A 25,083-nucleotide genomic window follows, 5' to 3' on the forward strand; every position below is an offset into this window, starting at 1 on the left:
TCAGGACATCGGTGACAGTTGGTGTCTCAGGACATCGGTGACAGTGGGCGTCTTCTGGGGGCCGATCCTCGGGGTCTGCCGTTGCCGACGTAGCGGGTGCCGGGTTGTGGCCAGGGGTGTTCGATGATGAGGGTGCCGCGCTCGTCGAAGATCATGATCAGGGCGGGGTTCCAGATCGCGTGGACTTGAGTGCCGGCGAACTCGTTCCCGAGTTGGAATGTGGTGCCGCGGATGCTGATGTCGCCGTGCGTGCGGACGATCCGGACGGCATCTCCAGTCGCCCCGGGATGGGTGGCAGCGTCAGGGTCTGGCTCTGGCGCGGGAGCTTTCGGTGTCGCGTCCCAGGCCTGTTGCGGGGTGCTCCGACCGGGAAGCGCCTGGTGCGGGCGCTCGGTGTTGTAGATCACGTCGAACCGGTCCACGAGATGTTGGAGTTCCTCGATCGTCCCGGCGAGGGGCTGCTTGTCCAACCATCGGAACAGGGTCTGGTGGAATCGCTCGTTCTTGCCCTGGGTCATGGGGTGCCCGGGCTTCCCGGTGATCGCGACGACGCCGAGCGTGCTCACGTAGGCGACGAGCTGACTGACGATGCCGCGGCGGTGCGGGTTCAATGCGGCACCGTTATCCGTGAGGAGCCGCTGCGGGACCCCATGCCGGGCGATCCCCTTCTCCATCACCGTGACCGCGCCCTTGCTCGTCTCCGCCCTCGCGACATGCGACGCGACCGCGAGACGAGCATGATCATCGGTGAGCTGGAAGATCACGCAGGTCCGTCCGCCCGCGAGGACGTACTCGGTCGCATCGAGTTGCCAGCACGCGTTCGGAGCGGGATACACGAACCGTCGGAACGCGGACCGCGGCTTCTTCTTTGGCTCCACCCGGGCGACGCCCGCTTCGCGGAAGATCCGTGCGAGTGAGGCGATCGACGGGGTCGTGAATCCCATCGATGTCATCTTGTCGTGCACGCTGATCGGCCCGTAGTCGAGCCCGGATCGCTCCAGCGCTGCCCGCACGTCCAGCGCGCTCCGCTTCACCTCCTCGCCGATCTTCGCCGGCGACGCGGACGGACGACGAGACTGCGGCTCCAGCACCGCCGCCGGGCCCTTCTCCCGCGCACGAGCGAGCAGCACATAGAACGTCTTCCGCGAGATCTCGTGCTCTCGACAAAACGACGTCACCGCCCCACGCGGAGCATCCGCAGGCCAACGAGAGATCGCGAGACGGACACGCGCATCAACAGGTTCATTCTTCGACACCGCTCAATCTGAGCCGAGAAGTGTCACCACCAAGACCCCCAGAACTGTCACCGATGTCCTGATACAGAACCGTCACCGATGTCCTGAGACAAAACAGCACGGATATCGGCCGCGCAGACGGGTTTCGACAGCGCGAGCGTTCCGTCGCGGGCGGATCCGGAACGGATCGCGGTCCGGATCCCGGATCCGGATCGGGGTCCGGATCCCGGATCCGGATCGGGAACCGTCAGGCGGTCGCGCGGGCCGCGGCCTCGGCCGCCGCGGGCAGTGCGGCCTCGATCGCGGCGAGCTCGGCGTCGCCGTGCGCGGCGGTGAGGAACCAGGCTTCGAAGACACTCGGCGGCAGGGCCACGCCCCGCGCGCGCAGCGCGTGGAAGAACGGCGCGTAGCGGAACGCCTCCTGCGCCTGGGCCTGGGCGTAGTCGCGCGGCGCCTCGGCGGCGAAGGCGACGCCGAACAGGTTGCCGGCGCGCGGCACGGCGTGCACGACGCCGGCAGCGGTCAGGGCCCGCTCGAGCGACGCGGACAGGCGCGCGGCCGCGGCGTCGATCCGGGCATACACGTCGTCGGTCGCGAGGCGCAGCGTGGCCAGGCCCGCCGCCACCGAGAGCGGATTCCCGCTCAGGGTGCCGGCCTGGTAGACGGGGCCGGTCGGCGCGAGCAGATCCATGATCTCCGCGCGGCCGCCGAGCGCGGCGAGCGGCATGCCCCCGCCGACGACCTTGCCGAACGTGATGATGTCGGGCAGGTACTCCTCGCCGGCGGCCTGCTGCAGGCCCCAGAACCCGGCCGGGTGCACGCGGAAGCCGGTGAGCACCTCGTCCAGGATCATGAGCGCGCCGTGCGCGTGCGCGGTCTCGGCGATCAGCCTGTTGAAGCCCGGCTGCGGGGCGACGACGCCCATGTTCGCCGCGGAGGCCTCGACGATGACGGCCGCGATCCGGTCGCCGTGCTCGGCGAACACGGCGGCGAGCGCCTCCGGGGAGTTGTAGTCGATGACGAGGGTCTGCGCGGCGATCGGAGCGGGGACGCCCGCCGATCCCGGCAGCGCGAGCGTCGCGACACCGGATCCGGCCGCCGCGAGCAGCCCGTCGGAGTGCCCGTGGTAGTGCCCGGCGAACTTGACCAGCAGGTCGCGGCCGGTGGCGCCGCGGGCGAGGCGGATCGCGGTCATGGTCGCCTCGGTACCGGTGGAGACGAGGCGCACCCGCTCGACGGGGCGCACCTCCCCCGCACGGACGCGATCCGCGATCACGGCGGCGAGCTCGACCTCGCCCTCCGTCGGGGCGCCGAAGGACAGCCCGCGGGTCGCGGCCTCCTGCACGGCGGCGACGACCTCGGGATGCGCGTGGCCGAGCAGCGCAGGCCCCCAGGAGGCGACGAGGTCGACGTACGTGGTGCCGGCGGCGTCGGTCACGGTCGCGCCGAGCGCACGTGCGAGGAACCGCGGCGTCCCGCCGACCGACCCGTAGGCGCGAACGGGCGAGTTCACCCCGCCGGGGATCACCGCGCGGGCGGCATCGAACAGGTCGTCATTGCGGTCGGTCATGCGGACTCCTTCGGGATCCGTGTCCCGATTTCTGCTGCTTGAGAGGCCTGAAAGCAGCAGAAAGTGGGACATGGTGGTGCAAAAAGTGGGACACGGTAGGGCGAGCGCCTCGACGGAGGAGCGGACCGGTCAGCCGCGGGCGATCCAGCGGGCGGCCTCGGTCGCCCAGTACGTCAGCACGGCGTCGGCGCCGGCACGGCGGATCGACAGCAGCGATTCCAGGATCGTGCGCTCACGGTCGAGCCAGCCGTTCTGCGCGGCGGCCTCGATCATCGCGTACTCACCGGACACCTGGTACGCCCACACCGGCACGCGAACGGCGTCGCGCACTTCGCGCAGCACGTCGAGGAACGCCATCGCGGGCTTGACCATGACGATGTCGGCACCCTCGGCCTCGTCGAGCAGCGCCTCGCGCACGCCCTCGCGCCGGTTGCCCGGGTCGAGCTGGTACGTGCGGCGGTCGCCCTCCAGCTGCGAGTCGACGGCCTCGCGGAACGGGCCGTAGAACGCGCTCGCGTACTTGGCGGCGTAGCCGAGCAGCAGCACGTCCTGGAAGCCCTCGGCGTCCAACGCGTGGCGCACCGCGGCGACCTGGCCGTCCATCATTCCGGAAAGCCCCAGCAGCTGCGATCCGGCCCGCGCCTGGGCGAGCGCCATCGCCACGTAACGCTCGAGCGTCGCGTCGTTGTCGACGGATCCGTCCGCGGCGAGCACGCCGCAGTGGCCGTGGTCGGTGAACTCGTCGAGGCACAGGTCGGTCTGCACGACGACCGCGTCGCCCACCTCGGCGGCCAGCGCGGCGGTCGCGACGTTGAGGATCCCGTCCTCATCGTCCGCCCCGGATCCGATCGCATCGCGCACGGCCGGGACGCCGAACAGCATCACGCCGGTGACGCCGGCCTCGGCGGCCTCGACGGCGGCGCGGCGGAGCGAGTCGAGCGAGTGCTGCACGACGCCGGGCATGGATCCGATCGGCGCGGGCTCCGAGAGCCCCTCGCGCACGAACATCGGCAGCACGAGGTGCCGCGGCAGCAGGTCGGTCTCCCGGGCCAGCGAGCGCACCGGCGCGGACTGCCGCAGCCGCCGGGGACGGACGTCCGGGAAGCCCGGGACCGGGGAGAAGGCGCCGGTCACGGGGCGAACTCGTCGGCCGCGTGCGGAAGCGTGAAGTGCGAGACCGCGTCGATGAGCGCGTCGACCGTCTGCCGGTCGGCGACCACCGAGACCGGGAGCCCTGCCCGCTTCGCGTCCTTGGCGGTGCGCGGCCCGATCGCGGCGAGCAGCGTCGTGTCGGGGATGTTCGGGAACTGCTCCCGCACCTGCCCGGCGACGGATCCGCTCGTGATCAGGATCGCGTTGATCCGCCCGTTCTCGACGTCGCGGAGGATCCGCTCGGTCACCGGGACGCCGACCGTGCGGTAGGCGACGACGCTGGACACGTCGTGCCCGGCCTTCGTCAGCGACCGGGTGAGCACGGGCTTGGCGATCTCGCTGCGCAGCGTGAGGATCCGCTTCGGGGCGGACTCGAGCGCGATGATCTGCGCGGCCATCCCCTCGGCGGAGTTGTCGGCGTCGGGCACGAGGTCGACGTGATAGCCGACGGCGGCGAGCGCCGCGGCCGTGGTCTCGCCGACCGCCGCGACCTTCGTGGAGGTCGGGATCACCGCGCCGTGCGCGAACAGCACGTCGACGGTGGTGGCGCTCGTGATGGTGAGCCAGTCGTAGTCGCCGTCGGCGAGCTTCACGAGCGCCTTGTCGAGCGCGGGCTGGTCGGTGGTGGGCGCGAAGTTGATCAGCGGTGCGACGACGGGCACGGCGCCCTGCGCACGCAGGCTCGCGGCGACGCCGTCGCCCCAGGGGCCGCCGCGCGGCACGAGCACGCGCCAGCCGGCGAGCGGCTTGGCTTCTTGCTTCGATTCAGTCATTGGCCATCAGCTCTAGGAGCGCGGGAGGAGATCAGCCGCCCCACGTTCGAGCAACCGATGGGCAACAGAGAACCCGATCCTGCGCGCTGCGCCGATCGGGTCTGCACCATCGGCAGAGTCCGCGCCGTTGCCACTGCCGTTGGGATGAATATACTCCTCGTCCAGATTTCCTGCGTCCACGCCGGCTGGGTGCAGGGCTTCTGTGACGTCCAGGCCGATCCGCCAGCCGTCGTGCGGGGCGTAGACGACCGCGCGCACGCGCAGGTGGCCCCGGTCGATCACGGCGTGCGCCGCCATCGGCGCCTGGCAGCCGGCGTCGAGGCCCTCGAGCACGGCGCGCTCCGCGGTCACCGCGATGCGGGTGGCCTCGTCGTCGAGCTCGGCGAGGGCGGCGAGCAGGTCGGCCGGGGCGTCCGCCGCGGTCTCCACGGCGAGCGCGCCCTGGCCCGGCGCAGTCGGCCACTCCCCGAGCCCGAGCAGCTCGCCGGTGAGGCCGCCGAGCGGGTCGCCGTCGAGCCGGCCGAGTCCTGCCGCCGCGAGGATCACGGCGTCGAGCTCGCCGTCGGCGACGCGCTTCAGCCGGGAGTCGACGTTGCCGCGCAGGTCGGCGGTGTGCAGGCGCGGGTTGCGCACGTGCACCTGGGCGATCCGGCGGGGGGATCCGGTGCCGACCGTGGATCCGTCCTTCAGGTCGTGCAGCGCGATGCCCTCGCGGGTGATCGCGACGTCGCGGGCGTCGGCGCGGGCCGGGATCGCGGCGATCGTGAGCCGCTCGGGGATCTGCGTCGGCAGATCCTTCAGGGAGTGCACGAGCAGGTCGCACTCGCCACGCAGCAGGGCGTCGCGCAGCGCGGTGGCGAAGATCCCCTGTCCCCCGATCTCCGACAGGGACGCACGGTTCGTGTCGCCCTCGCTCGTGATCGGGACCAGCTCGATCGGACGCCCGGCGACCTTCTCGAGCGCCTTCGCGACCTGGCCGGACTGGGCCTGGGCGAGGGCGCTGCGACGGGTGCCGAGGCGGAGGGGGGTCGTCACTGCAGGACCTCGGCGATCTCGTCGAATCGCAGGCGGCGGCCGGTGTAGAACGGCACCTCCTCCTTCACGTACCGGCGGGCGTCGGTGTAGCGGAGGTCGCGCATGAGGTCGACGAGCTCGGTGAGGTCGTCCGCCTCGAGCGGCAGCAGCCACTCGTAATCGCCGAGCGCGAACGCGGCGACGGTGTTCGCGACGACCCCGCGGAAGGCGGCGCCCTTGCGGCCGTGGTCGGCGAGCATGCGGCGGCGCTCGTCCTCGTCGACGAGGTACCACTCGGGGGTGCGCACGAACGGGTAGAGGCAGAGCCAGTCCTTCGGCTCCACCCCGCGGAGGAAGCCGGGCACGTGCTGCCGGTTGAACTCGGCGTCGCGGTGCACGCCCATCACGTTCCACACGGGCAGCAGCGAGCGCAGCAGCTCGGTGCGGCGCAGGCGCCGGAGCGCCTTCTGCAGCGCGTCCGGGTCCGGCCCGTGCAGCCACACCATCAGGTCGGCGTCGGCCTTGAGGCCGGAGACGTCGTAGAAGCCGCGGACGCTGATGCCGCTGCCCTCGATGAGACCGACGATGTCCTCGAGCTCGGTGGCGTCGGACTCGGTCACCGGGGCCGACGGGTCACGGCGCCACACGGCCCACAGGGTGAACCCCTTGGGCGAGTCGGCGCCGTTGTCGGCGGAAGCGGTCACGGGCGTTTCAACAGCGTCGGCCATGCCTCCAGTCTGCCCCCTCCGGCTATGCGCCGGGTTCGGCGTGACGGATCCGGGCCCGTCGAAAGCCTCGGGGCCGCGCGTCGAGAGCCTCGCGGACCGGATCGCCGGAGTCAGCGGGAGATCGCGCGGGCGAGCACCCAGACCACGCCGCCGACCGTCGCGGCGACCCCGACGACGGCCGCCACCGCGGCCACGGGGTTGCGGCGCACGAAGGCGCGCGCCTTGGCCTCGCCCTCGATCCACGCCTTCTCGACGCGTCGGGGCACGTTGCCCTTCTCCTCGATCGCGTGCAGTGCCGCCTTGAGCTCGGCACGGGCGGAGGCCACCGGGTCGACGATCCCGTTCGGGACGGCCGTGCGGGGCAGTTCGGCGTCAGCGGCCATCGCCGGCCTCCTTCACGATGCGGATGTCGGTCGCGACGGCCTGGGCCGGGTTCTCCCGACGCAGCACCTTGCGGAACTTCAGGATCCCGAGCAGCGCGAACACGAGCACGGCGAGCAGCAGGATCCCGAACGTGATGATCGCGGACAACCACACCGGGAACCAGGACGAGAGCCCGGCGACCGCGAAGACGAGGACGATCGGGACCGTCCAGAACAGGAAGAACAGCGCGACCAGGAACCAGACGCTGCCGATCCCCGCATCCTTCGCGGTGCGCGCGATCCAGGTCTTGGCGGCGTCGATCTCCGCCTTGACGAGGTTGCTGACCAGGTCGGGGAGGTCGCCGAGCAGCGTCAGCAGGCTGTCGTCGGCACGGTCCCGGAAGTTCTTGGCCATGTCATTCGCCGTCGTGCTGCTCGGCGGCCTTCTCCGCGGTCTTCCCGGCCGCGTGCACGGTCTCCTCCGCGGCGCGCTTCACGTCCTCCGCGGCGGACTTTCCCGTCGCGATCGTGGAGTCGACGCGCTGGCCGGGGGTGCCCTCGGCGCGCGCGGCCTTGACGACCCTCACGGCTCCGGTCCACAGCGCCTGCGGCACCGCCGCCGCCTGCGCCTTCGCGAAGTCCTGCACCTTCGACACCTGCGCCTGCACGGGGTCGAGGTTCCAGACCTTGAGCCACTGCTTCTTGATCTGCTCGTAGCGTTCGCGCCCGGCGCGCGTGCCCAGCACGTAGCCGATGCCGAGTCCGACGACGAGTCCGATCTTCCCCTTCATGGGGTCTCCTCACGTGGTGGTCGGTCTTGCGGACTTCCAGCGTAACCCCATATTCCGTTTTCGGCATCTAACCGGATCCAGGCCCCGGCTCCCCCGCTCTCCCCTGCTCGCTGGTCGCGACACGCCCTCATCCGGGCTTCAGAGCGGCGTGTCGCGACCAGCGAACAGAGGGTGGTCAGCGCCAGAGCAGGGCGTGGCGGAGGCGTTCGGCCTCGGCCTTCGCGTGCGGGACGACCTGCGCGAGACCGGTGCCGCTGAGCCAAGCGCCGGTCGCGCCGACGCCGGGGACGGCGGCGATCGCGGCGGCCGCGGCGGCCCTGCGCTCGGCCGCTCCGAGCACGGCGGAGGGCTGCGCCTGCACGAACCGGGCGCGGTGGCTGCCGCGCATCTGCGACGGCTGCAGGTCGACGCCGAGCAGGGCCGAGGCCTCGGCGAGCGCCAGAGTGGCGGCCGCGTCGTCGTCGAGGCCGGCGGTCGCCGGGTCCTCGCCCTGCGAGCCGAACGACACCCGCACCACGTGCCGGGACCCGGCGGCCGAACGCAGCCAGGCCCACTTCGCCGTGCTGTGCGTGAGGGCCTTCGCGATGTGGGATCCGGGGACGGTGAGGACGCCGGATCCGCGCGGGGCCGCGTCGAGAGCAGGCGCGTCGAGCACGAGGGTGACGATCTCGATCCGCGGCGAGGATCCGGCGGCGACCGCGTCGAGGGCGGGGACGTGCGGGGCCAGCAGGCGGCGGGCGGTGGCCTCGTCGGCGGCGAGGAGGACGCCGTCGAAGCGGGTGGGGGCGTCCGTCGTCGAGCGAGCGGGCTGAGACGAGACGTCCTCCGCCGGTGACCGCGTTTCGCCTCGGTCGCCTGCGGCGTCCTCGCTCAACGACCGGCCGGAGTCGACCCGCACGATCCAGGCGTCGCCGTCGCGGTCGAGCGCCTCGACGGGCGACGCCGTGCGCACCTCGGATCCGAGCAGCTCGATCCGGGCGACCAGGCCGTCGACGAGCGCGGTCATCCCGCCGGAGAGCCCCTGCACGGCGGCTCCCGGGGCACGCTCGGACCCGCCCGTGAGTTCGGTGACGGCGCCCGACAGGGATCCGGCGCGGGTGAGCGCGGCGTTCAGCGTGGGCGCGGCGACGTCCAGGTCGATGTCGTCCGGATGCGCGGAGTACACGCCCGTGCTCACCGGCGCGACGAGCCGCTCGAGCACGCGGTCGCCCATACGCTTGCGCACCAGCCGGCCGAGGCTGCGGTCGTGGCCGATCGTGAGCGGGGGCCGCAGCCGGTCGAGCCAGGCCCGCCAGGTGCCGTTCCAGCCGATCACGCGGCGCACGTCCTCCGCGAACGGGTTCGCCGGGATCCCCAGCAGTCCGCCCTTCGGCAGCGGCGCCGCACCACCGGGGATTCCCGCGACCCAGGCTCCTCCCGGCTCCGGCTCGACGACGAGCCCGCCCAGGCCGAGGTCCTCGACGAGCGCACGGACATGGCCGCCGCGCACCGCGAAGCTCTCCGCCCCGGCGTCGAACGACAGCCCGTCGGCCTCGCCGCGACGGACCGCCCCGCCCGCCGCATCGGCGGACTCGAACACGGTCGCGTGCGCCCCGATCGCCGCGATCGCCTCGGCCGCGACGAGCCCGGCGACCCCGCCGCCGATCACGGCGACCCGCAGCCGCGCGGCCCGCTCGGCGAGCTCGGGGGCGGCGTGATCCGTGGTCATCCCGCGACTCCGGCGGTCACCGCCGGATCCTCCACGGGCGTCGCGTGCACGAGCTCGACGATGCGGGTGAGCACGGCCGGATCGGTCTCGGGCGGCACCCCGTGGCCGAGGTTCAGGATGTGGGCGCGCGCGGCGGATCCGCGGCGCAGCACATCCAGCACATGCGCCTCGAGCACGGGCCACGGCGCGGTGAGCAGAGCGGGGTCGATGTTGCCCTGCACGGTGACGTCGTCGCCGAGCACGGCGGCGGCCTCGTCGAGCGGCATCCGCCAGTCGACGCCGACCGCGTCGGCGCGGCCGTCCAGGCGCATATCGGCGAGGAAGGGCCCGGTGCCCACGCCGAAGTGGATGACCGGCGCATCGATCCCGTCCACCGCGGCGGCGGAGTGCGGCTTGATGAAGGCGCAGTAGTCGGCCTGGCTCAGGGAGCCTGCCCAGGAGTCGAACAGCTGCACGGCGCTCGCGCCGGCCGCGTGCTGCGCGTCGAGGAAGGTGCGCGAGACCCGCGCGAGCCAGCCGGCGAGGCGGTTCCAGGATCCCGGATCGGTGTGCATCATCGCCCGGGCGCGCAGGTGCTCCTTCGACGGCCCGCCCTCGACGAGGTAGGCGGCGAGCGTGAACGGGGCGCCCGCGAAGCCGATCAGCGGAGTGGTCCCGCCCAGTTCGGCGACGACGAGCCGCACGGCCTCCCGGATCGCCGAGGTGTCGAGGCCCTCCGGGTCGATCGCGGTGATCCGGTCGACGTCCGCGGCCGTGCGCACGGGATCCGCGAAGACCGGACCCCGGCCCGGCTCGATCTCGACCTCGACGCCGGCGAGGCGCAGCGGCACGACGATGTCGCTGAAGAAGATGCCGGCGTCGACGCCGTGCCGGCGCACCGGCTGCAGCGTGATCTCGGCCGCGAGGTCGGGGGTCAGGCACGCGTCGAGCATGCGCGTGCCGACGCGCAGCTCGCGGTACTCAGGCAGCGACCGGCCTGCCTGACGCATGAACCACACCGGGGTGCGGTCGGGACGGTCGCCGGCCAGGGCGCGCAACAGCGGAGCTTCGGTGAGGGCCATGGCCCCATTCTCCCCGACGGTCCTGTGCGGCGTCGTCCGCGCCGTCGGATCCGGATCGTGATCTTCCGCGCTCGCGCGGGAACGTCCGCGACCGCCAGAATGCAGACAGGGATCCGCCGTCCCCGGTGTGCGACGACGCGCACCGCCGCCGACCGAAGGGATCCCGTGGACGAGCACACCCGCCTCCCGCAGCCGACCCCGCCCGCACCGCCGATGACGCCGACCCCGCGGCCGGCGGCCCGCCCGCACGACGGCGTGCTGTCCGGCGGGCATCTCTTCGCGGCCCCGCGTTTCGGGTCGGCCGCGACTCGGCCGACCGGGCCGATCCCACCCGCCCCGCGCCGACGGCGCCAGTGGCCGTGGATCGTCGCGGCTGTCACCGCCGTCGCCGTCGGGATCAGCGGGGCCGTGGTCACGGGCGATGCGCTCCTCACCACTCTGATCCGCACGTCCTCGGCGTCGTCCGACGCGGGTCCGTCCGGCTCGTCGTCGCCCGGCGACGCCTACGCGGAGGACGTCACCAGCCGGCTGACGCGGGCCATGAACGCGAACGACCGCACCGCGTTCATCGGTATCGGCGAGGGGTCGAGCGCCGAGCATCTGGCCGCGATCTGGGACGAGACCAAGAAGCTGGGCTGGACCCTCGGGGTCGCCGAGTCGAACAGCCGCACCGGCCCGGTGCAGCTCGCGTTCAACATGGGGCTCGGCGGCTTCCACGCGGTCTCGGAGGCGCGCGACGGCGGAAGCGGCGGCGAACTGCTCGCGACGTTCCTGTACGCCGCGACGATCCGCGGCACCGGATCCCACGCCCGGGTCGTCGCCCTCGACGCGATGTACCCGATGCCCTGGGATCGCGGCGAGCGGATCGCCGTCGCGCGCGGCGAGCACGTGGCGCTGTTCGCCGACGAGGACGAGGGCGCGCTCGTCGATGCGCGGCTCGCCGAGGCCGAGGGCGCCGCGGAGGACGTGCTCGCCCGCCCCGAGTGGGCCGGATCCCACGCGCGCCTCGACGGGTTCGTGGCCTACGTGACCGAGGACGCCGACGACTACGCGCACGCCTACGGCCCGGGCGGCGCGGACGGGACGGCGGGATTCTGCCGCACCGACGTGCGCCCCTCGCAGGGATCCGCCCTGATCGCCACAGGGGTGGCCACGGGCGACACGCTTCCGGGCGGCGCGCTCGCCTTCCTCGGCCCCGGCGGTCTCGCGGACGGCGAGGGCTATGTCTTCGCCCACGAGTTCGCGCACTACATGCAGAACACGCACGACCCCGCGCCGTACGACCGGTCAGGTGCCGGCACGGACTACATCGCCGTGAGCGAGGGCTACGCCGAGTCGGTCGCCGCGCAGCACGTCGGTTATGCCGCGGAGCTGTTCACGACCGGCGACGTGCGCGACGCGGTGCTGAACGGCGACATCGCGGACGTGCTCGCCGAGCACAGCTTCACCGACAAGGACCTCAGCGCGATGGCGTATCTCACCGCCGGCTCGTACTTCTACTTCCTCGACCAGCATCAGGCGGACTACCGGATGCTCCTGGCGGCCGACGGCACGGGACCGTTCGCCCAGCAGGTCGTCGCGACCATGCGGCCCGGACTCCGGATCGAGGACTGGAAGGCCTGGGTGGCAGCCCAGCCGGAGGGCTGACGCGCGGCGACCGGCTCCGGATGACGTCGCACGACGACGCGCAGGATCCTCAAAGCCCCGTACGCGTAGAATCCCAGCGTGCTGCTCTGCGTCACGGCGAATCACAAGACCGCCCCCTTCGACCTCCTCGAGCGACTCAGCCGCACCCCGGAAGACCTTGCCGGTTCCCTTTCGGCTGAGTCCCGCGGAGCCGTCGTGCTCGCGACCTGCAACCGCTTCGAGGCCTACGTCGACGTGGACGGATCCGCTGCCGCGGACGACGTCGACCGGATCATGACCGCCGTCGCCGACCACAGCGGGATCCCCGCCGACACGCTGTCCACCGCCTCGGCCGTGCACATCGGCCCGCGCGTGGTCGAGCACCTGTTCTCCGTCGCCTCCGGGCTGGAGTCCGTCGTCTCCGGCGAGGGCGAGATCGCCGGCCAGGTCCGCCGTGCGCTCGCCTCGGCCCGGGAGAACGGCACCACCTCCCCCGAGCTCGAGCGCCTGTTCCAGCGCGCCAGCGAGGCCCAGCGCCGGGTGAAGAACGACACCGCGCTCGGCCGTGCAGGCCGCTCGCTCGTGCGCCTCGCCCTCGACCTCGCCGACAGCCGGATCGCGGACTGGAGCGCCGCCCGGGTGCTGCTCGTCGGCACCGGCGCCTACGCCGCGGTCACCCTGGCCACTCTCCGCGAGCGCGGCGCCGAGGACATCAGCGTGCACTCGCCCTCCGGCCGGGCCGCCGCGTTCGCCGCGAAGTACGGCATCCGCGCCCTGACCGCCGGCGAGTACGCCCGCACCGCCGCGCACGCCTCGGTCGTGATCACCTGCACCACCGCCGCGGACGCCGTGCTCGACGCGGCGATCCTGCGCGAGGGCCGCGGCCTGGCCGTGTCGCCCGTTGCGACGGCCCCCGGGTGCCCGGTGATCGGATCCGGATCCGTCCCGTCGCAGCTCGTGATCGACCTCGGCATGCCCCGCAACGTGCACCCCGACGTCACCGGCGTCGAAGGGGTCGCGCTGCTCGATCTCGAGACGATCCGCCTGCACGCGCCGCTCGAGGAGCTGCAGGCGACCGACGCCGCGCGCTCGATCGTGCGTGAGGCCGCGGCGACCTTCCACGAGGTCGGCGCCCGCGAGAGCGTCACCCCCGCGGTCGTCGCCCTGCGCGCGCACATCTTCGAGCTGCTCGAGGCCGAGATCGAGCGCGCCCGGCGCCGCGGCGACGACGGACAGGTCGAGCAGGCGATGCGCCACCTCGCCGGCGTGCTGCTGCACACCCCGACCAGCCGCGCCCACGAGCTCGCCGCGCAGGGCCGCGGCTCCGAGTTCATCTCCGCGGTCGAGGCGCTGTACGGGCTGACCGCCGAGCCCGCCGCCGAGCACCGCGACGCCGCCACCGCCTGAGGCCGGCCCGCCGCCGCCTGAGGCCGGCCCGCCGCCGCCTGAGGCGGCCCCGACGCGCGCGGGTCGGAGATGCTTTTCGCGTCCCGCGCACGGCTCGCGGCGACGATTTCCATCCCCGGAACGACAGCCGCTCCCCCGGGAGATGCTTTTCGGGGCCGGCACCGTTCGCATGGCAGCGCTTTCCATCTCCCCGGATCCGGACGGCACGCCGGGACCTCCGATGCCACACTGGACGCATGGCCCTTCACATCACCGGAGACACCGCCGCCGACGCCCTCCTCACCGACAACCCGCTCGCGCTCCTCATCGGCATGCTGCTGGATCAGCAGGTCGCGATGGAGACCGCGTTCGCCGGTCCGCTCAAGATCGAGCAGCGCACCGGCGCGACCGACGCGACCGCGATCGCCGGGTACGACCCCGAGGGGTTCCTCGCCGCGTTCAAGCAGTCGCCGTCCGTGCACCGCTTCCCCGGATCCATGGCGACCCGGGTGCAGACCCTGTGCCAGACGCTCGTCGACGACTGGGGCGGCGACGCCGCCGCCCTGTGGACCGAGGGCGACCCGGACGGGGCCGAGGTGCTCCGACGGCTGAAGAAACTGCCGGGCTTCGGCGAGCAGAAGGCGAAGATCTTCCTCGCGCTGCTCGGCAAGCAGTACGGCTTCACCGGGGCCGGCTGGCGGGAGGCGTCCGCGCCGTACGGGGAGGACGGATCCTTCCGTTCGGTCGCCGACATCGTCTCGCCGGAGTCGCTCACGAAGGTCCGCGAGCACAAGCGCGCGATGAAGGCCGCCGCGAAGGGCTGACGTCGGCCCTCCTGGGTCGTTGAGCGAGGACGAGCGCAGCGAGACCGAGACGAAACGGGGCGACTCTCCGGACGCGTTTCGTCTCGCTTGGCTCGCTCAACGACCGAGAACCCGCCTCACATCATGATCATGTCGTCGTCGGCGGCGCGGTACTCCTCCGTCGACGGGACCGCCGGTGCGGACTCGGCACCGGTCCGGTACGCGCGCACCGCGGCGAGCGCCGGAGCCGCGCCGTCCGCCGGTCCGTCCAGCTCGATCAGGATCCTCCGCACGGCGCGGGCCGGGAACGCGTGCAGGCGACGGATCCCGACGGTCCCGCCGGCGCAGATCTCCTCGCCCGCGCCCTCCGCGGGGTCCGCCGCGCGCACCCGATGCCCGGCGATCCGCTGCCCGTCCTCGAGCACCTCCTCGAGCTCGAGGTGGTCGATCGTGACGTCGCAGGCGAACTCCACCCGCCACACTCCGTCGCCGAGCGCGGTCAGCACACCCTCGTGCGGCGCCCCGAAGCGGCGGGTCAGCTCTGCCGCGTACTCCTCGAGCCGCGCCACGTCGACGGCGTCGATGAGGCCCTCGCGGTTCGGCGGGAGGTTGAGCAGCAGGTTCGCGCCCAGGCCGACCGAACGGTAGTGGATCCCGAGCAGGTGCTCGAGGCTCTTCGGCTCGTCGTCGGGCTGCCAGAACCAGCCGTGCCGCAGCGACACGTCGCACTCGGGCGGCAGGTACCGCGCACCGCCGAAGCCGAGCGTCGCGTCGGTGTGCACGTCGTTCGGGGTGGTGTCGGCCACGTACTCGACCGGATCCTCGGCGAGGCCGTCCTCGTTGCCGACCCAGCGGATGTCGGGGTCGCCCATGTTGAAGACGACCGCATCGGGCTGGTGCTCGCGGACGATCCCGATGATCCGCTCCCAGTCGTAGGAGCGCCCGGCGGATCCGGCCCCGTCGAACCACACCTCGACGAGGTCGCCGTACCGGGTGCACAGCTCGGTCAGCTGGGCGCAGTAGAAGTCGTCGTAGGCGGCGGGGTCGTCGTACCGCCGCTCGTGCCGGTCCCAGGGCGAGAGGTAGACGCCGAAGCCCATCCCGGCCTCGGCGCAGGCGTCGGCGAGTTCGCGCACGACGTCTCCGCCGCCGTCCCGCCACGGACTCGCCGCGACCGAGTAGTCGGTCGTCGCGGTCGGCCACAGGCAGAACCCGTCGTGGTGCTTCGCGGTGAGCACGACGTGCCGCGCTCCGGCGGTGCGCGCCGCGGCCACCCACTGCCGCGCGTCGAGCCGTGCCGGGTCGAACCCGGAGGGGGGCAGGGTGCCGTCGCTCCATTCCACGCCGAAGAACGTGTTCAGCCCGAAGTGGAAGAACGCGGCGACCCCGGCCCGCTGCCAGCGCAGCTGCGCGGGCGTGGGGCGGAGGGCCGCGGTCTGCGCGGTGATGCTCATTGCGTCAGGATACGACCGGCGGCCGTCCCTCATCGCAGGGCTCGGCGGCCGCGGTCCCGATCGCCCGGTCGATCTCGTCGAACTCGGCGAGCGCGAGCGCGGATCCGGCGTTCCACGCGCGTTCGGCCATGGCCCGCAGCGGCCCGCGGATCCCCTCCGCGACCTCGTCCGCCGTCTGCGCATCCGGGCGATCCGACCAGATCGCGAAGGAGCAGCCGAGCAGGAACTCGGGGTAGGGCCGCGCGAGCTCCTGCCGCACCGTGCCCTGACCCGCCTCCCCCCACAGCCCCGGGAACAGCCCGGGGTGCCAGTCCGCGGCCCAGATCCGCTCGGCCGTCGGATGGCGATACCCGGCGTTCTCGCCGAGCACGTAGTAGAACATCGCGTCGTTCACGTTGACCAGCCGGTGGCCTGCGGCGATCGCGGCGGAGACCGGCCGCATTCCGCGGTGCCAGTTCGTCCACCAGGTCAGCACGACGTCCGGATCCAGCTCGACCACGGCGCTGCGGAGCATCCCGTCGTTCCAGACCCGCGGCTCGAGCCCGCGCCCGCGCAGGTGCGCCGCGATGCGGTTGACGAACGCGGTGAGAAGGTCGAACCCGGTGGCATCCGGCCCGAACCGCTCGTGCGCGGCGTCCGTCAGCGCAGGGTAGTCGTCGATCCGCTCGAACGCGACGAACTCGTCGCCGCCGAGGTTCCAGCGCGAGCTGTGCGGGAAGACCGGTGCCATGTCGTCGATGAGCCGGAGCGCGAAGTCGACCGCCTCGTCCCGGGTGATGTCGAGGGCGTGGTCCGTGCCGAGGATGCCGGCGTGCTCGGGATCCGCGGGTTCGAGCCCGGGCGGGAGCCGCAGGTCGGGGTGCGCCGACAGGACCTGCCGCAGGTGCCCCGGCATGTCGAGGGAGGGGACGATCCCGATGTGCAGGTCGCGCGCGAGGGCGACGATCCCGGCCGCTTCCGCGCGCGTGACGTGTGCGACGGAGACGACCTCGCCGAAGGCCTCCGACTCCAGCCGGAACCCCTCGTTCTCGGAGAAGTGCCACTGGAAGACGTTGATCCCGACGTCGGCCGCCGCATGCAGCTGCTGCCGGATCCACGCCGCGGGGTAGTGCTTGCGCGCCGCGTCGAGGTGCAGTCCCCGCTCGGCCACCGCGGGCGCCGACTGCACGCTCCCCCGCGGGACGCCGCCCTGCGCGCGGAGGTTGTGCAGCAGCTGACGGGTCGCCCGGAACACCCCGACCGGCCCGGCCGCGGTCACGACGACGTCGTCGGCGACCTCGATGAGGAAAGACTCGTCCCTGGAATCGCCGCGTCTCGTCTCGCGGAGACCTGCGCTGAGCGAGCGCCGGCGAGTCGACGTGTCGCTCAACGACCGGGGTTCGGGATCCTCCGGGAGCGGCGAGAGCCGCAGTCGCAGCACCGGATCCGCCGCCGCGCAGGCCCCCGCGATCCCGAGCGCCTTCAGCTCCCCCTCGATCCGCTCGGCCTCGCGGTCCAGACCCGGCCCGTCCGCGACGACCCGCACCCGGGCGGGCGCCCACAGCCCGCCCGCCGGCTCGAACGCCGTGGGCTGCGGGAGCGCGATCCAGCGCCCTTCGACGGGCTCAGGGGCCGGGCAGATCACCCCTTGACGCTCCCCTCTTCGACGCCCTTGAAGAACTGCTTCTGCAGCACGGCGAAGAGGAGGATGATCGGCACGAGCGCGATCATGGTGCCCGCCGCGATCACGCGCGGGTTCGAGCCGAAGTTCGAGTTCAGGTAGTTCATGCCGACGGTGAGCGTGTAGTTCGCCGGATCGGACAGCACGACGAGCGGCCAGAGGAACTCGTCCCACGAGCCGATGAACGCGAACAGGGCGACGACCGAGACCATGCCGCGGATGTTCGGCCAGACGATGTGCCGCAGCCGCTGCAGCGTGTTCGCGCCGTCGATCGTGGCGGCGTCGAGCGTGTCGGCGGGGATCATCCGGCAGGCGGCGGCCATGAGCAGCACGTTGATCGCCGCGATCGCGCCGGGCAGGAACACCCCCCACAGGGTGTTCGCGAGCCCGAGCGACTTCACCGTGAGGTACTGGCTGGTCAGGGTGACCTCGCCGGGCAGCAGCAGCGTGGAGAAGAAGACCGCCATCACGATCCCCTTGCCGCGGAAGCGCAGGCAGCCCATGGCGTAGCCGCCGAGGGTCGCGAAGACCACGTTCGTGAGCACGGTGCCGACTCCGACGAGCAGCGAGTTGCGCGCGTAGTCGAGCACCGGGATCGTGCGGAACACCTCGGCGTAGTGGTCGAGGGTGAACGCGCGGGGGATCAGGTTCGGCGGGAAGGAGTAGATGTCCTCCGAGGAGCCCTTGAACGACGTGGACAGCTGCCACACGAACGGGAACACCATGACCACGAGGATCCCGACCAGGAGCGCGTACTTGCCGATCAGCCCGCCGAGCGACGGCTTCATGATGTCGGCGGATCCGCGCGTGCGGTACGGCTTCTCGCGGTGACGCGGCTCGCGGGGGCGCGGCTCGCGGCGGGGCCCGCGGCGCTTCGCGACCGCCTCCTCGGTCTGCTCGAGCACGCCGGCGGTCGCCGGGGCCTCCGTGTACGTCATGCCGTCGCCTCCGCCCGGGATCCGGATCCGCTGCGCCGAGCGCGCTGCTCGGCGCGCAGCTCACGCCGGATGCGGCGCTCCTGGCGCATCTCGCGGAGCGCGTCCGCGTTGTTCACGATCCCGACCACGGTGAGCGGGATCAGGGTGAGCAGGAACAGCACGAGCGAGATCGCCGAGGCGTACCCGATCTGGCCGTTCAGGCCCTTGCCCATCGACTGGATGAGCATCACCATGCTCATGGACCGGCCGCCGGGGCCCCCGGATCCGCTGGAGAGCACGTAGAGCTCGGTGAACACGCGGGTCGCGGCGACGCAGATGAGCACGGAGACGAGCATCATCGGTCCGCGCACGCCGGGGACCGTGACGGACCAGAACCGTCGCCAGGAGCCCGCCCCGTCCATCGCGGCCGCCTCGTGCAGCTCCCGCCCGACGTTGCCGAGGGCGGCGAGGTACACGACCATGTAGTAGCCCAGGCCCTTCCACACCGTGAGCCCGATGGCGCAGAAGATGAGCAGCCAGCGGTCGGAGAGGAACTCGATCGGCCGGTCGGCGAGACCGAAGAACTTCAGCGCCGAGTTGATCGTGCCGTCGCCGGAGAAGAGGAACTCCCACACGATCGCGACGACCACGGCCGACGCGATCACCGGGAAGTAGAACGTCGTCCGGAAGAATCCGACCGCGGGCACCTTGCGCTGCACGAGCAGCGCGAGCAGCAGCGGCAGGAACGTCAGCAGCGGCACGCACACGAGCACGTACACGAGCGACGTCGACAGGGCGTAGCCGAACCGTTCGTCGGCCCAGAGGCGGGTGAAGTTCTCCAGCCCCACGAAAGCGACCGGGCGGAGGGGGCGCGCATCCGTGAACGCCAGGATCATGGTGTTCAGGAAGGGCCAGAGCGCGAACACGGCCACCCACACCACCCCCGGCAGCACCAGGAGGTACGGCGTGTACCAGCGTTGTCTTCTCATCGGATACCCCCCCTCCGCCTGCGGCCTTCGGCCCTACTTCGCGGCGTTCTGGTTGGCGTAGTCCTGCGACTTGGTCAGGGCCTGCTTGGCCGTGATGTCGCCCTTGATCGCGAGCGCGATCTGCTGCTTCGCGTAGTTCTCCATCGAGTCGACGTAGCCGGTGCCGGGAGCGCCGGGGACCCGGGCCTTGTCCATCTGCGCGGCGGCGAGCTTGGTGGCCTCGGTCTGCTGCGCGTTCTGGGCGGTGCCGGAGAACTTCGACGGATCCTGGTTCGCCTTCTTCGTGCCGGGGAAGAAGCCCGCGGCGAGCTTCATGAACTCGATCTGGTTGGCGTCGTTCGTGACGAACTCGGCGAACGCCAGGGCGGCGGCCGGGTTCTTCGCCTTGGCCGAGACGCTGACGCCCTGCACGAACAGCGGCGGCTGCCCGAAGCCGGCGGAGACCTTCACCGATGGCAGCAGGGTGGGCGCGTTCACCGCGAGGTTCTTGTCGATGTAGTTCGGGCCGGCGGTGGTCCAGGCCACGGTGCCCTTGTTGAAGTTGTTGACGTTGGCGTTCGCCGCCCCCGCGTTCTGAAGCGCTTCAGGGCTGATCGCGCCCTCCTTGTACAGTGCCGCGTACCGCTCGACGATCTTCTCCGCCGCGGGAGTGTCGAAGACGAACTTGCCGTTCTTGACGAAGTCGTAGGTCCCGCCGCCGTCGCTGATGTCGATCTGCAGCGACTTCGGGCTCGGCACGTCGGAGAGCGTCTGCACGCCGGCCTTGGCGAGCGCCGAGGCCACATCCAGCGTCTCGTCGAAGGTCTTCGGCGGGGCGGCGGCGCCCGCCTTGGCGAGCAGGTCCGTGTTCCAGTAGTTCAGCTCGGTGCCGAGGTACCACGGGAACGCGTACGTGCCCTTGATCCCGTCGTAGGTGTAAGCCGCGACGCCGCCGTCGACGTAGTCGCCGATGATGCTCGACACCTTCTTCACGTCCACCAGCTGACCGGCCTTGGCCAGCTCCTGGGCGAACTCCGGCGGGAGGTTCACGACGTCGGGCAGCTCGCCGGACTCGGCCTGCTGGAGGATCTTGTCCTCGTAGCCGTCGGCGGGCTGGTCGATCCACTTGACCGTCGCGCCCGGGTGCTCCTTCTCGAACGCCTTCACGATGTTCTCGAAGTACGGGGTGAACTTGTCGTTCTTCAGCGACCAGGTCTGGAAAGTGACCTGTCCCTTGATCTCGCCGCCGGCGGATCCGCCGCCTCCGGTCGCGGCGCCTCCCCCGGTGCACGCGGTGAGCGCGAGCGCGGTGGCCGCGGCGATGCCGACGGCAAGGGTCGATCGGATCTTCATGGACGTTCTCCTTCGAATGGTCCTGGGACCCGCACCCTCCGGCTCTGGCGTCCCGCTACTAAAACGCTATAGTGTGCTCACTATGGCATAGCGAACGCGGCGCGTCCAGCCGGACCGGAAACGGACCGGCGGATCCGGCCCGCGGGCGACCGGCCGATCGGCACCCCTGACCCCACTGGAGAGGACAGCGATGAGCTCCCCCCGTCGCCCCAACATCGTGTTCGTGCTGACCGACGACCACGCCTCGAACGCGATCGGCTGCTACGGCTCCGTGGTGAACACCACGCCGGGCATCGACGCGATCGCCGAGGCGGGCGTCCGCTTCGATCGGGCCCTCGTCGAGAACGCGCTGTGCACGCCGAGCCGCGCCGCGTTCCTCACCGGCACGTACAGCCACACGAGCACGGTGACCACGCTCGCCACGCATCTGACGAACGACCACGAGACGTTCATCACGGCGCTCAAGGCCGCCGGCTACCGCACCGCGATGTTCGGCAAGTGGCACCTCGGCCACGGCCCCGAGCACGACCCCGCCGGCTTCGACCACTGGGAGGTGCTGCCCGACCAGGGCGAGTACTTCGACCCGATGTTCCTCACCGCCGACGGACCGGTGCGGCGCGAGGGCTACGTGACCGACATCATCACCGAGCGGGCGCTGGACTGGATGCGCGGGCAGGGCGACGAGCCTTACTGCGTGCTGGTCTGGCACAAGGCGCCGCACCGCCCCTGGGAGCCGCACCCGCGGCATGCGGACCTGTTCGCGGATCCGATCCCCCTCCCGGTCACCTTCGAGGACGACTACGAGGGCCGCGGAACCCCCGCGCACCACGCCACGATGCGGATCGCCGACTACCTCACCGACATCGACCTCAAAGTCCAGCCGCCGACCGAGCTCGGCTACGCGGAGCGCGCGGTGTGGAAGTATCAGCGCTACATGCAGGACTACCTGCGCTGCGTCGCCGCCGTCGACGAGGGCGTGCAGGCGCTCACGGACTTCCTGCGGGAGAGCGGCCGGGCCGACGACACGATCACGATCTACGCCTCCGACCAGGGGTTCTACCTCGGCGAGCACGGCTGGTTCGACAAGCGCTTCATGTACGAGGAGTCTCTGCGAATGCCGCTCGTGCTCAGCTACCCGGCCCGGGTCTCCGGGGGCGGCAGCACGTCGGCGCTCGTCTCGAACGTCGACATCGCGCAGACGCTGCTCGAGTTCGCCGGCGTCGCCGCCCCCGAGGGCATGCAGGGCGTGAGCCTCGTCGACCTGGTGACCGGGCCGGATCCGGTGGACGTGCGCGACGCGCACTACTACCGCTTCTACGAGCACGACGACCACATGCACCACGTCTGGGCGCACTACGGGGTGCGCACCGAGCGGTACAAGCTCATCTACTACTACGCCGACGGGATGGGACTCCCGAACACGGGCGACACGACCTATCCTCCGGAGTGGGAGCTCTTCGATCTCGAGAAGGATCCGTACGAGCTCACCAGCGTGCATCTCGATCCCGCGTACGCCGACATCCGGCGTGAGCTGACCCTGAGGCTGTGGGATCTCCAGCAGGAGCTCGGCGACGCGCCCCATCCTCGCCAGCCCGTTCCGGAAGGACGTACCCGATGACCCCCAGTCCTGACGCACCGGCGGCTCCGGCCGCCCCGCTGCGGTTCGGCGCGAACTACACCCCGTCGAACGAGTGGATGCACTCCTGGCTCGACCTCGACCTCGACGACGTGCGCCGCGACTTCGCGGGCCTCGCCCGCCTCGGACTCGACCACGTGCGGATCTTCCCGCTCTGGCCGATCCTGCAGCCGAACCGCACGCTCATCCGCGCGAAGGCGGTCGCCGACGTGCGGGCCGTGGTCGACGTGGCCGCCGAGTTCGGGCTGGACGCCAGCGTCGACGTCATCCAGGGCCACCTGTCCAGCTTCGACTTCATCCCGTCGTGGCTGTTCACCTGGCACGACAAGAACATGTTCACGCACCCGCTGGCCCTGAGCGGGCAGGTCGCGCTCGTCGAGCGGCTCGGCGCGGCCCTGCGCGACGCGCCGAACTTCCTCGGCTTCACGCTCGGCAATGAGACGAACCAGTTCTCCGCCGCCGTGCACCCCTCGCCCTGGCCGGTCACCACGGACGAGGCGGCGACCTGGCTGACCACGCTGCTCGACGCGGCCGAGCGCTCCGCGCCGGGCCTTCCGCACGTGCACAGCGAGTACGACGCCGCCTGGTACCTGGACGGGCACGGCTTCGTGCCGACGCACGCCACCCGGATCGGCGCGATGACGACCGTGCACTCGTGGATCTTCAACGGCACCGCGCAGCGCTACGGCGGGCGCTCGGCGGCGAGCGATCGGCACGCCGAGTACATGATCGAGCTGTCCCGGGCGTTCGCGACGGATCCGCGCCGGCCGATCTGGCTCCAGGAGGTCGGCGCTCCGTCGAACTGCCTGACGCCCGAGCAGACGCCCGACTTCCTCGAGGCCACCGTGCGCGCGGCGGTGCGCACGGAGAACCTGTGGGGCGTGACGTGGTGGTGCTCGCACGACGTGGGCCGCGAACTCGCCGACTACCCCGAGCTGGAGTACTCGCTCGGCCTGATCGACCGGTCCGGCGCGGCGAAGCCGATCGGGCAGCGCTACGCCGAGATCATCCCCGAGCTGCGCGCGCGGCAGCAGACCCCGGCGCGCCCGACCGCGATCGTCGTCGAGGTCGACGAGCAGGAGATCCCGGTCAGCCGGGCCGCGATGAGCCCGGGAGGCGCGATCTTCCAGGCCTGGGTGGACGCGTGCGCGGCAGGGATCGACGCCGCCTTCGTCACGTCGACCGTCGCGGCGGATCCGGCCGCCCTCGCCGCCCGCGGCATCACGGAGCTGATCCGCCCCGACCTCAGGGCCGGCGTCGGCGTCTACTCCTCGAACAACACCGTCGTCGACGACGAGCCCACCGCCACGGAGGATTCCGCATGAACCGCCCGAACGTCGTCGTCATCTACGCGGACGACCTCGGCTACGGTGACGTCGGCTGCTTCGGCAGCGACGACATCCGCACCCCGCACCTCGACCGGCTCGCCGCCCGCGGCGTGCGGATGACGAACTGGTACTCGAACTCGCCGGTGTGCTCGCCGTCGCGCGCGGCGCTGCTGACCGGACGTCACCCGGTGCACGCCGGTGTGCAGGAGATCCTCGGCGGCAAGCGCGGCACTCCGGGCCTGCCGGCGCAGCCCACGCTCGCCTCGCGGCTGCAGGAAGAGGGCTACCGCACCGGCATCTTCGGCAAGTGGCACCTCGGGGTGGGCGAGGGCTACCGTCCGTTGGACCGCGGCTTCGAGCGGCACTTCGGCTTCCTCGCCGGCTGCGTGGACTACTACTCGCACATCTTCTACTGGGGTCAGGGCCTCAACCCCGTGCACGACCTGTGGGACGACGAGCGCGAGGTCTACGACAACGGCCGCTACCTCACCGAGGTCCTCACCGACAAGGCGGTGGCGTTCATCGCGGACAACGCCGCGGATCCGTTCTTCTGCTACGTGCCGTTCAACGCGCCGCACTACCCGATGCACGCCCCCGCGGAGTACGTCGACCGCTTCCCCGAGCTGCCCGACGACCGCCGGATCATGGCGGCGATGATCTCCGCGATGGACGACGGCGTGGGCCGGATCCTGGACGCGCTCGAGGAGGCCGGGATCGCGGACGACACGATCGTGTTCTTCTCCTCCGACAACGGCCCGTCGACCGAGAGCCGGAACTGGCTGAACGGCGAGGAGATCGACTACCAGGGCGGATCGACCGGGGGCCTGCGCGGCAACAAGGGATCGCTGTTCGACGGCGGGATCCGCGTGCCGGCGATCATCGCGTGGCCTTCGGCGCTGCCGCAGGGCGCGGAGTGGTCCGAGCCCGGCGCGATGATGGATCTGCTGCCGACCGTGCTCGAGGCCGCGGGCGCGCCCGCCGCGGCGGATGCCGACGGCACGAGCGTGCTCGCCGCCCTGCGGGAGCTCGAGCCGTTGCCTGAGGAGCGCACCCTGTTCTGGGAGTACGGCCCTCAGCTGGCCGCGCGCCGGGGACCGTGGAAGCTCACCCTGTCGGCCCGGGAGCACCTGGGCGGGCGGTTCCAGCTGGGCAGCGCGATGCTCGCGAACCTGGACGAGGATCCGGCCGAGGCCGAGGACCTGTCGGCGCAGCACCCCGAGATCGCCGCCGCCCTGCGCGCCGAGGTCGAGGCCTGGGCGAAGACGTTCGACTGGGACCCGGCGCCCTGGCTGTGACGTGCGGGGCGTGACGTGCGGGGCGTGACGCGCGGGGCGTGACGCGCGGGGCGTGACGCGCGGGGCGTGACGTGCGGGGCGTGACGTGCGGGGCGTGACGCGCGGGGCGTGACGTGCGGGGCGTGACGTGCGGGGGCGTGAGGTGCAGGGCGTGAGGACCTGTCCGGCGGTCAGAGATGGAAAGCGCTTCTGCGGACGTACCGGCGGCGGCGTTTTCCATCTCCGACGTGAACGCCCGTCGCGTCGGAGATGGGTTTCGTTGC

Annotated in this window: 22 protein-coding genes; 6 read left to right on the forward strand and 16 right to left on the reverse strand. The window is 71.8% G+C overall.

Features of this window, described 5'->3' with window-relative positions; all coding sequences use genetic code 11:
• Positions 1-26: 26 nt before the first annotated feature.
• The 11 genes from RBR11_RS05480 to hemE form a co-directional block, all read right to left on the reverse strand.
• A complete protein-coding gene (locus tag RBR11_RS05480; RefSeq protein ID WP_419956798.1) occupies positions 27-1,256 on the reverse strand; it encodes an integrase core domain-containing protein in 1,230 nt (409 codons plus the stop codon).
• Positions 1,257-1,482: 226 nt separating this feature from the next.
• Complete coding sequence (hemL, locus tag RBR11_RS05485) at positions 1,483-2,805, reverse strand: glutamate-1-semialdehyde 2,1-aminomutase (protein ID WP_308488309.1); 1,323 nt, start codon at positions 2,803-2,805, stop codon at positions 1,483-1,485.
• A 129-nt stretch (positions 2,806-2,934) separates the two neighbouring features.
• Entirely contained in the window at positions 2,935-3,939 is a 1,005-nt protein-coding gene (gene hemB, locus RBR11_RS05490) for a porphobilinogen synthase (protein ID WP_308488310.1), read from the reverse strand.
• A complete protein-coding gene (locus RBR11_RS05495) occupies positions 3,936-4,730 on the reverse strand; it encodes a uroporphyrinogen-III synthase (protein WP_308488311.1) in 795 nt (264 codons plus the stop codon). Before RBR11_RS05495 ends, hemB begins: the two co-directional genes overlap by 4 nt.
• Before the next feature lie 12 nt (positions 4,731-4,742).
• Complete coding sequence (gene hemC / locus RBR11_RS05500) at positions 4,743-5,765, reverse strand: hydroxymethylbilane synthase (protein WP_308488312.1); 1,023 nt, start codon at positions 5,763-5,765, stop codon at positions 4,743-4,745.
• Positions 5,762-6,472, reverse strand: a complete 711-nt coding sequence (hemQ, locus tag RBR11_RS05505) for a hydrogen peroxide-dependent heme synthase (RefSeq protein ID WP_308488313.1) — start codon at positions 6,470-6,472, stop codon at positions 5,762-5,764. The genes hemC and hemQ overlap by 4 nt, the downstream gene beginning before the upstream one ends.
• A 110-nt stretch (positions 6,473-6,582) precedes the next feature.
• Positions 6,583-6,855, reverse strand: a complete 273-nt coding sequence (locus RBR11_RS05510; protein ID WP_308488314.1) for a hypothetical protein — start codon at positions 6,853-6,855, stop codon at positions 6,583-6,585.
• Entirely contained in the window at positions 6,845-7,249 is a 405-nt protein-coding gene (locus tag RBR11_RS05515; RefSeq protein WP_308488315.1) for a phage holin family protein, read from the reverse strand. The genes RBR11_RS05510 and RBR11_RS05515 overlap by 11 nt, the downstream gene beginning before the upstream one ends.
• Before the next feature lies 1 nt (position 7,250).
• Positions 7,251-7,625 carry a hypothetical protein gene (locus tag RBR11_RS05520; protein ID WP_308488316.1) on the reverse strand — a complete coding sequence of 125 codons (375 nt, stop codon included), beginning with the start codon at positions 7,623-7,625 and terminating at the stop codon, positions 7,251-7,253.
• Positions 7,626-7,800: 175 nt separating this feature from the next.
• Entirely contained in the window at positions 7,801-9,333 is a 1,533-nt protein-coding gene (locus RBR11_RS05525; protein ID WP_308488317.1) for a protoporphyrinogen/coproporphyrinogen oxidase, read from the reverse strand.
• Complete coding sequence (hemE, locus tag RBR11_RS05530; protein WP_308488318.1) at positions 9,330-10,394, reverse strand: uroporphyrinogen decarboxylase; 1,065 nt, start codon at positions 10,392-10,394, stop codon at positions 9,330-9,332. Before hemE ends, RBR11_RS05525 begins: the two co-directional genes overlap by 4 nt.
• A gap of 165 nt (positions 10,395-10,559) precedes the next feature.
• Here hemE and RBR11_RS05535 point away from each other — a divergent pair, with 165 nt between their 5' ends.
• From RBR11_RS05535 to RBR11_RS05545, 3 genes are all read left to right on the forward strand, one after another.
• Positions 10,560-12,041 carry a hypothetical protein gene (locus tag RBR11_RS05535; RefSeq protein WP_308488319.1) on the forward strand — a complete coding sequence of 494 codons (1,482 nt, stop codon included), beginning with the start codon at positions 10,560-10,562 and terminating at the stop codon, positions 12,039-12,041.
• A gap of 78 nt (positions 12,042-12,119) precedes the next feature.
• Positions 12,120-13,427, forward strand: a complete 1,308-nt coding sequence (locus RBR11_RS05540) for a glutamyl-tRNA reductase (protein WP_308488320.1) — start codon at positions 12,120-12,122, stop codon at positions 13,425-13,427.
• Between the two features lie 236 nt (positions 13,428-13,663).
• Positions 13,664-14,230 (forward strand): HhH-GPD-type base excision DNA repair protein, encoded by a 567-nt coding sequence (locus RBR11_RS05545; RefSeq protein WP_308488321.1) that lies wholly within the window; start codon positions 13,664-13,666, stop codon positions 14,228-14,230.
• Positions 14,231-14,346: 116 nt separating this feature from the next.
• Here RBR11_RS05545 and RBR11_RS05550 read toward each other — a convergent pair whose 3' ends face one another.
• The 5 genes from RBR11_RS05550 to RBR11_RS05570 are packed head-to-tail and all read right to left on the reverse strand — an operon-like array spanning position 14,347 to position 20,561.
• On the reverse strand, positions 14,347-15,663 hold the full coding sequence (locus tag RBR11_RS05550; RefSeq protein WP_308488322.1) for an alpha-L-fucosidase: 1,317 nt from the start codon (positions 15,661-15,663) through the stop codon (positions 14,347-14,349).
• 4 nt (positions 15,664-15,667) lie between these two features.
• Positions 15,668-17,287 (reverse strand): family 20 glycosylhydrolase, encoded by a 1,620-nt coding sequence (locus RBR11_RS05555; RefSeq protein ID WP_308488323.1) that lies wholly within the window; start codon positions 17,285-17,287, stop codon positions 15,668-15,670.
• The gene (locus tag RBR11_RS05560) at positions 17,284-18,261 is read right to left on the reverse strand and encodes a carbohydrate ABC transporter permease (protein ID WP_308488324.1); all 978 of its coding nucleotides are present in this window, start codon (positions 18,259-18,261) and stop codon (positions 17,284-17,286) included. The genes RBR11_RS05555 and RBR11_RS05560 overlap by 4 nt, the downstream gene beginning before the upstream one ends.
• On the reverse strand, positions 18,258-19,229 hold the full coding sequence (locus RBR11_RS05565) for a carbohydrate ABC transporter permease (protein WP_308488325.1): 972 nt from the start codon (positions 19,227-19,229) through the stop codon (positions 18,258-18,260). Before RBR11_RS05565 ends, RBR11_RS05560 begins: the two co-directional genes overlap by 4 nt.
• 33 nt (positions 19,230-19,262) lie before the next feature.
• Positions 19,263-20,561, reverse strand: coding sequence for an extracellular solute-binding protein (locus RBR11_RS05570; RefSeq protein WP_308488326.1), 1,299 nt, complete (start codon positions 20,559-20,561; stop codon positions 19,263-19,265).
• 190 nt (positions 20,562-20,751) lie between these two features.
• Here RBR11_RS05570 and RBR11_RS05575 point away from each other — a divergent pair, with 190 nt between their 5' ends.
• From RBR11_RS05575 to RBR11_RS05585, 3 genes are read left to right on the forward strand one after another with little or no spacing between them, the layout of a single operon-like run.
• Positions 20,752-22,179, forward strand: a complete 1,428-nt coding sequence (locus RBR11_RS05575) for a sulfatase family protein (RefSeq protein ID WP_308488327.1) — start codon at positions 20,752-20,754, stop codon at positions 22,177-22,179.
• The gene (locus tag RBR11_RS05580; RefSeq protein WP_308488328.1) at positions 22,176-23,522 is read left to right on the forward strand and encodes a glycoside hydrolase 5 family protein; all 1,347 of its coding nucleotides are present in this window, start codon (positions 22,176-22,178) and stop codon (positions 23,520-23,522) included. The genes RBR11_RS05575 and RBR11_RS05580 overlap by 4 nt, the downstream gene beginning before the upstream one ends.
• Positions 23,519-24,820: a sulfatase-like hydrolase/transferase gene (locus RBR11_RS05585; protein WP_308488329.1), complete on the forward strand. Its 1,302-nt coding sequence runs from the start codon at positions 23,519-23,521 to the stop codon at positions 24,818-24,820. Before RBR11_RS05580 ends, RBR11_RS05585 begins: the two co-directional genes overlap by 4 nt.
• The last annotated feature ends 263 nt before the right edge of the window (positions 24,821-25,083 follow it).

The organism is Microbacterium capsulatum (genome assembly GCF_030865425.1).
Lineage (GTDB): Bacteria > Actinomycetota > Actinomycetes > Actinomycetales > Microbacteriaceae > Microbacterium > Microbacterium capsulatum.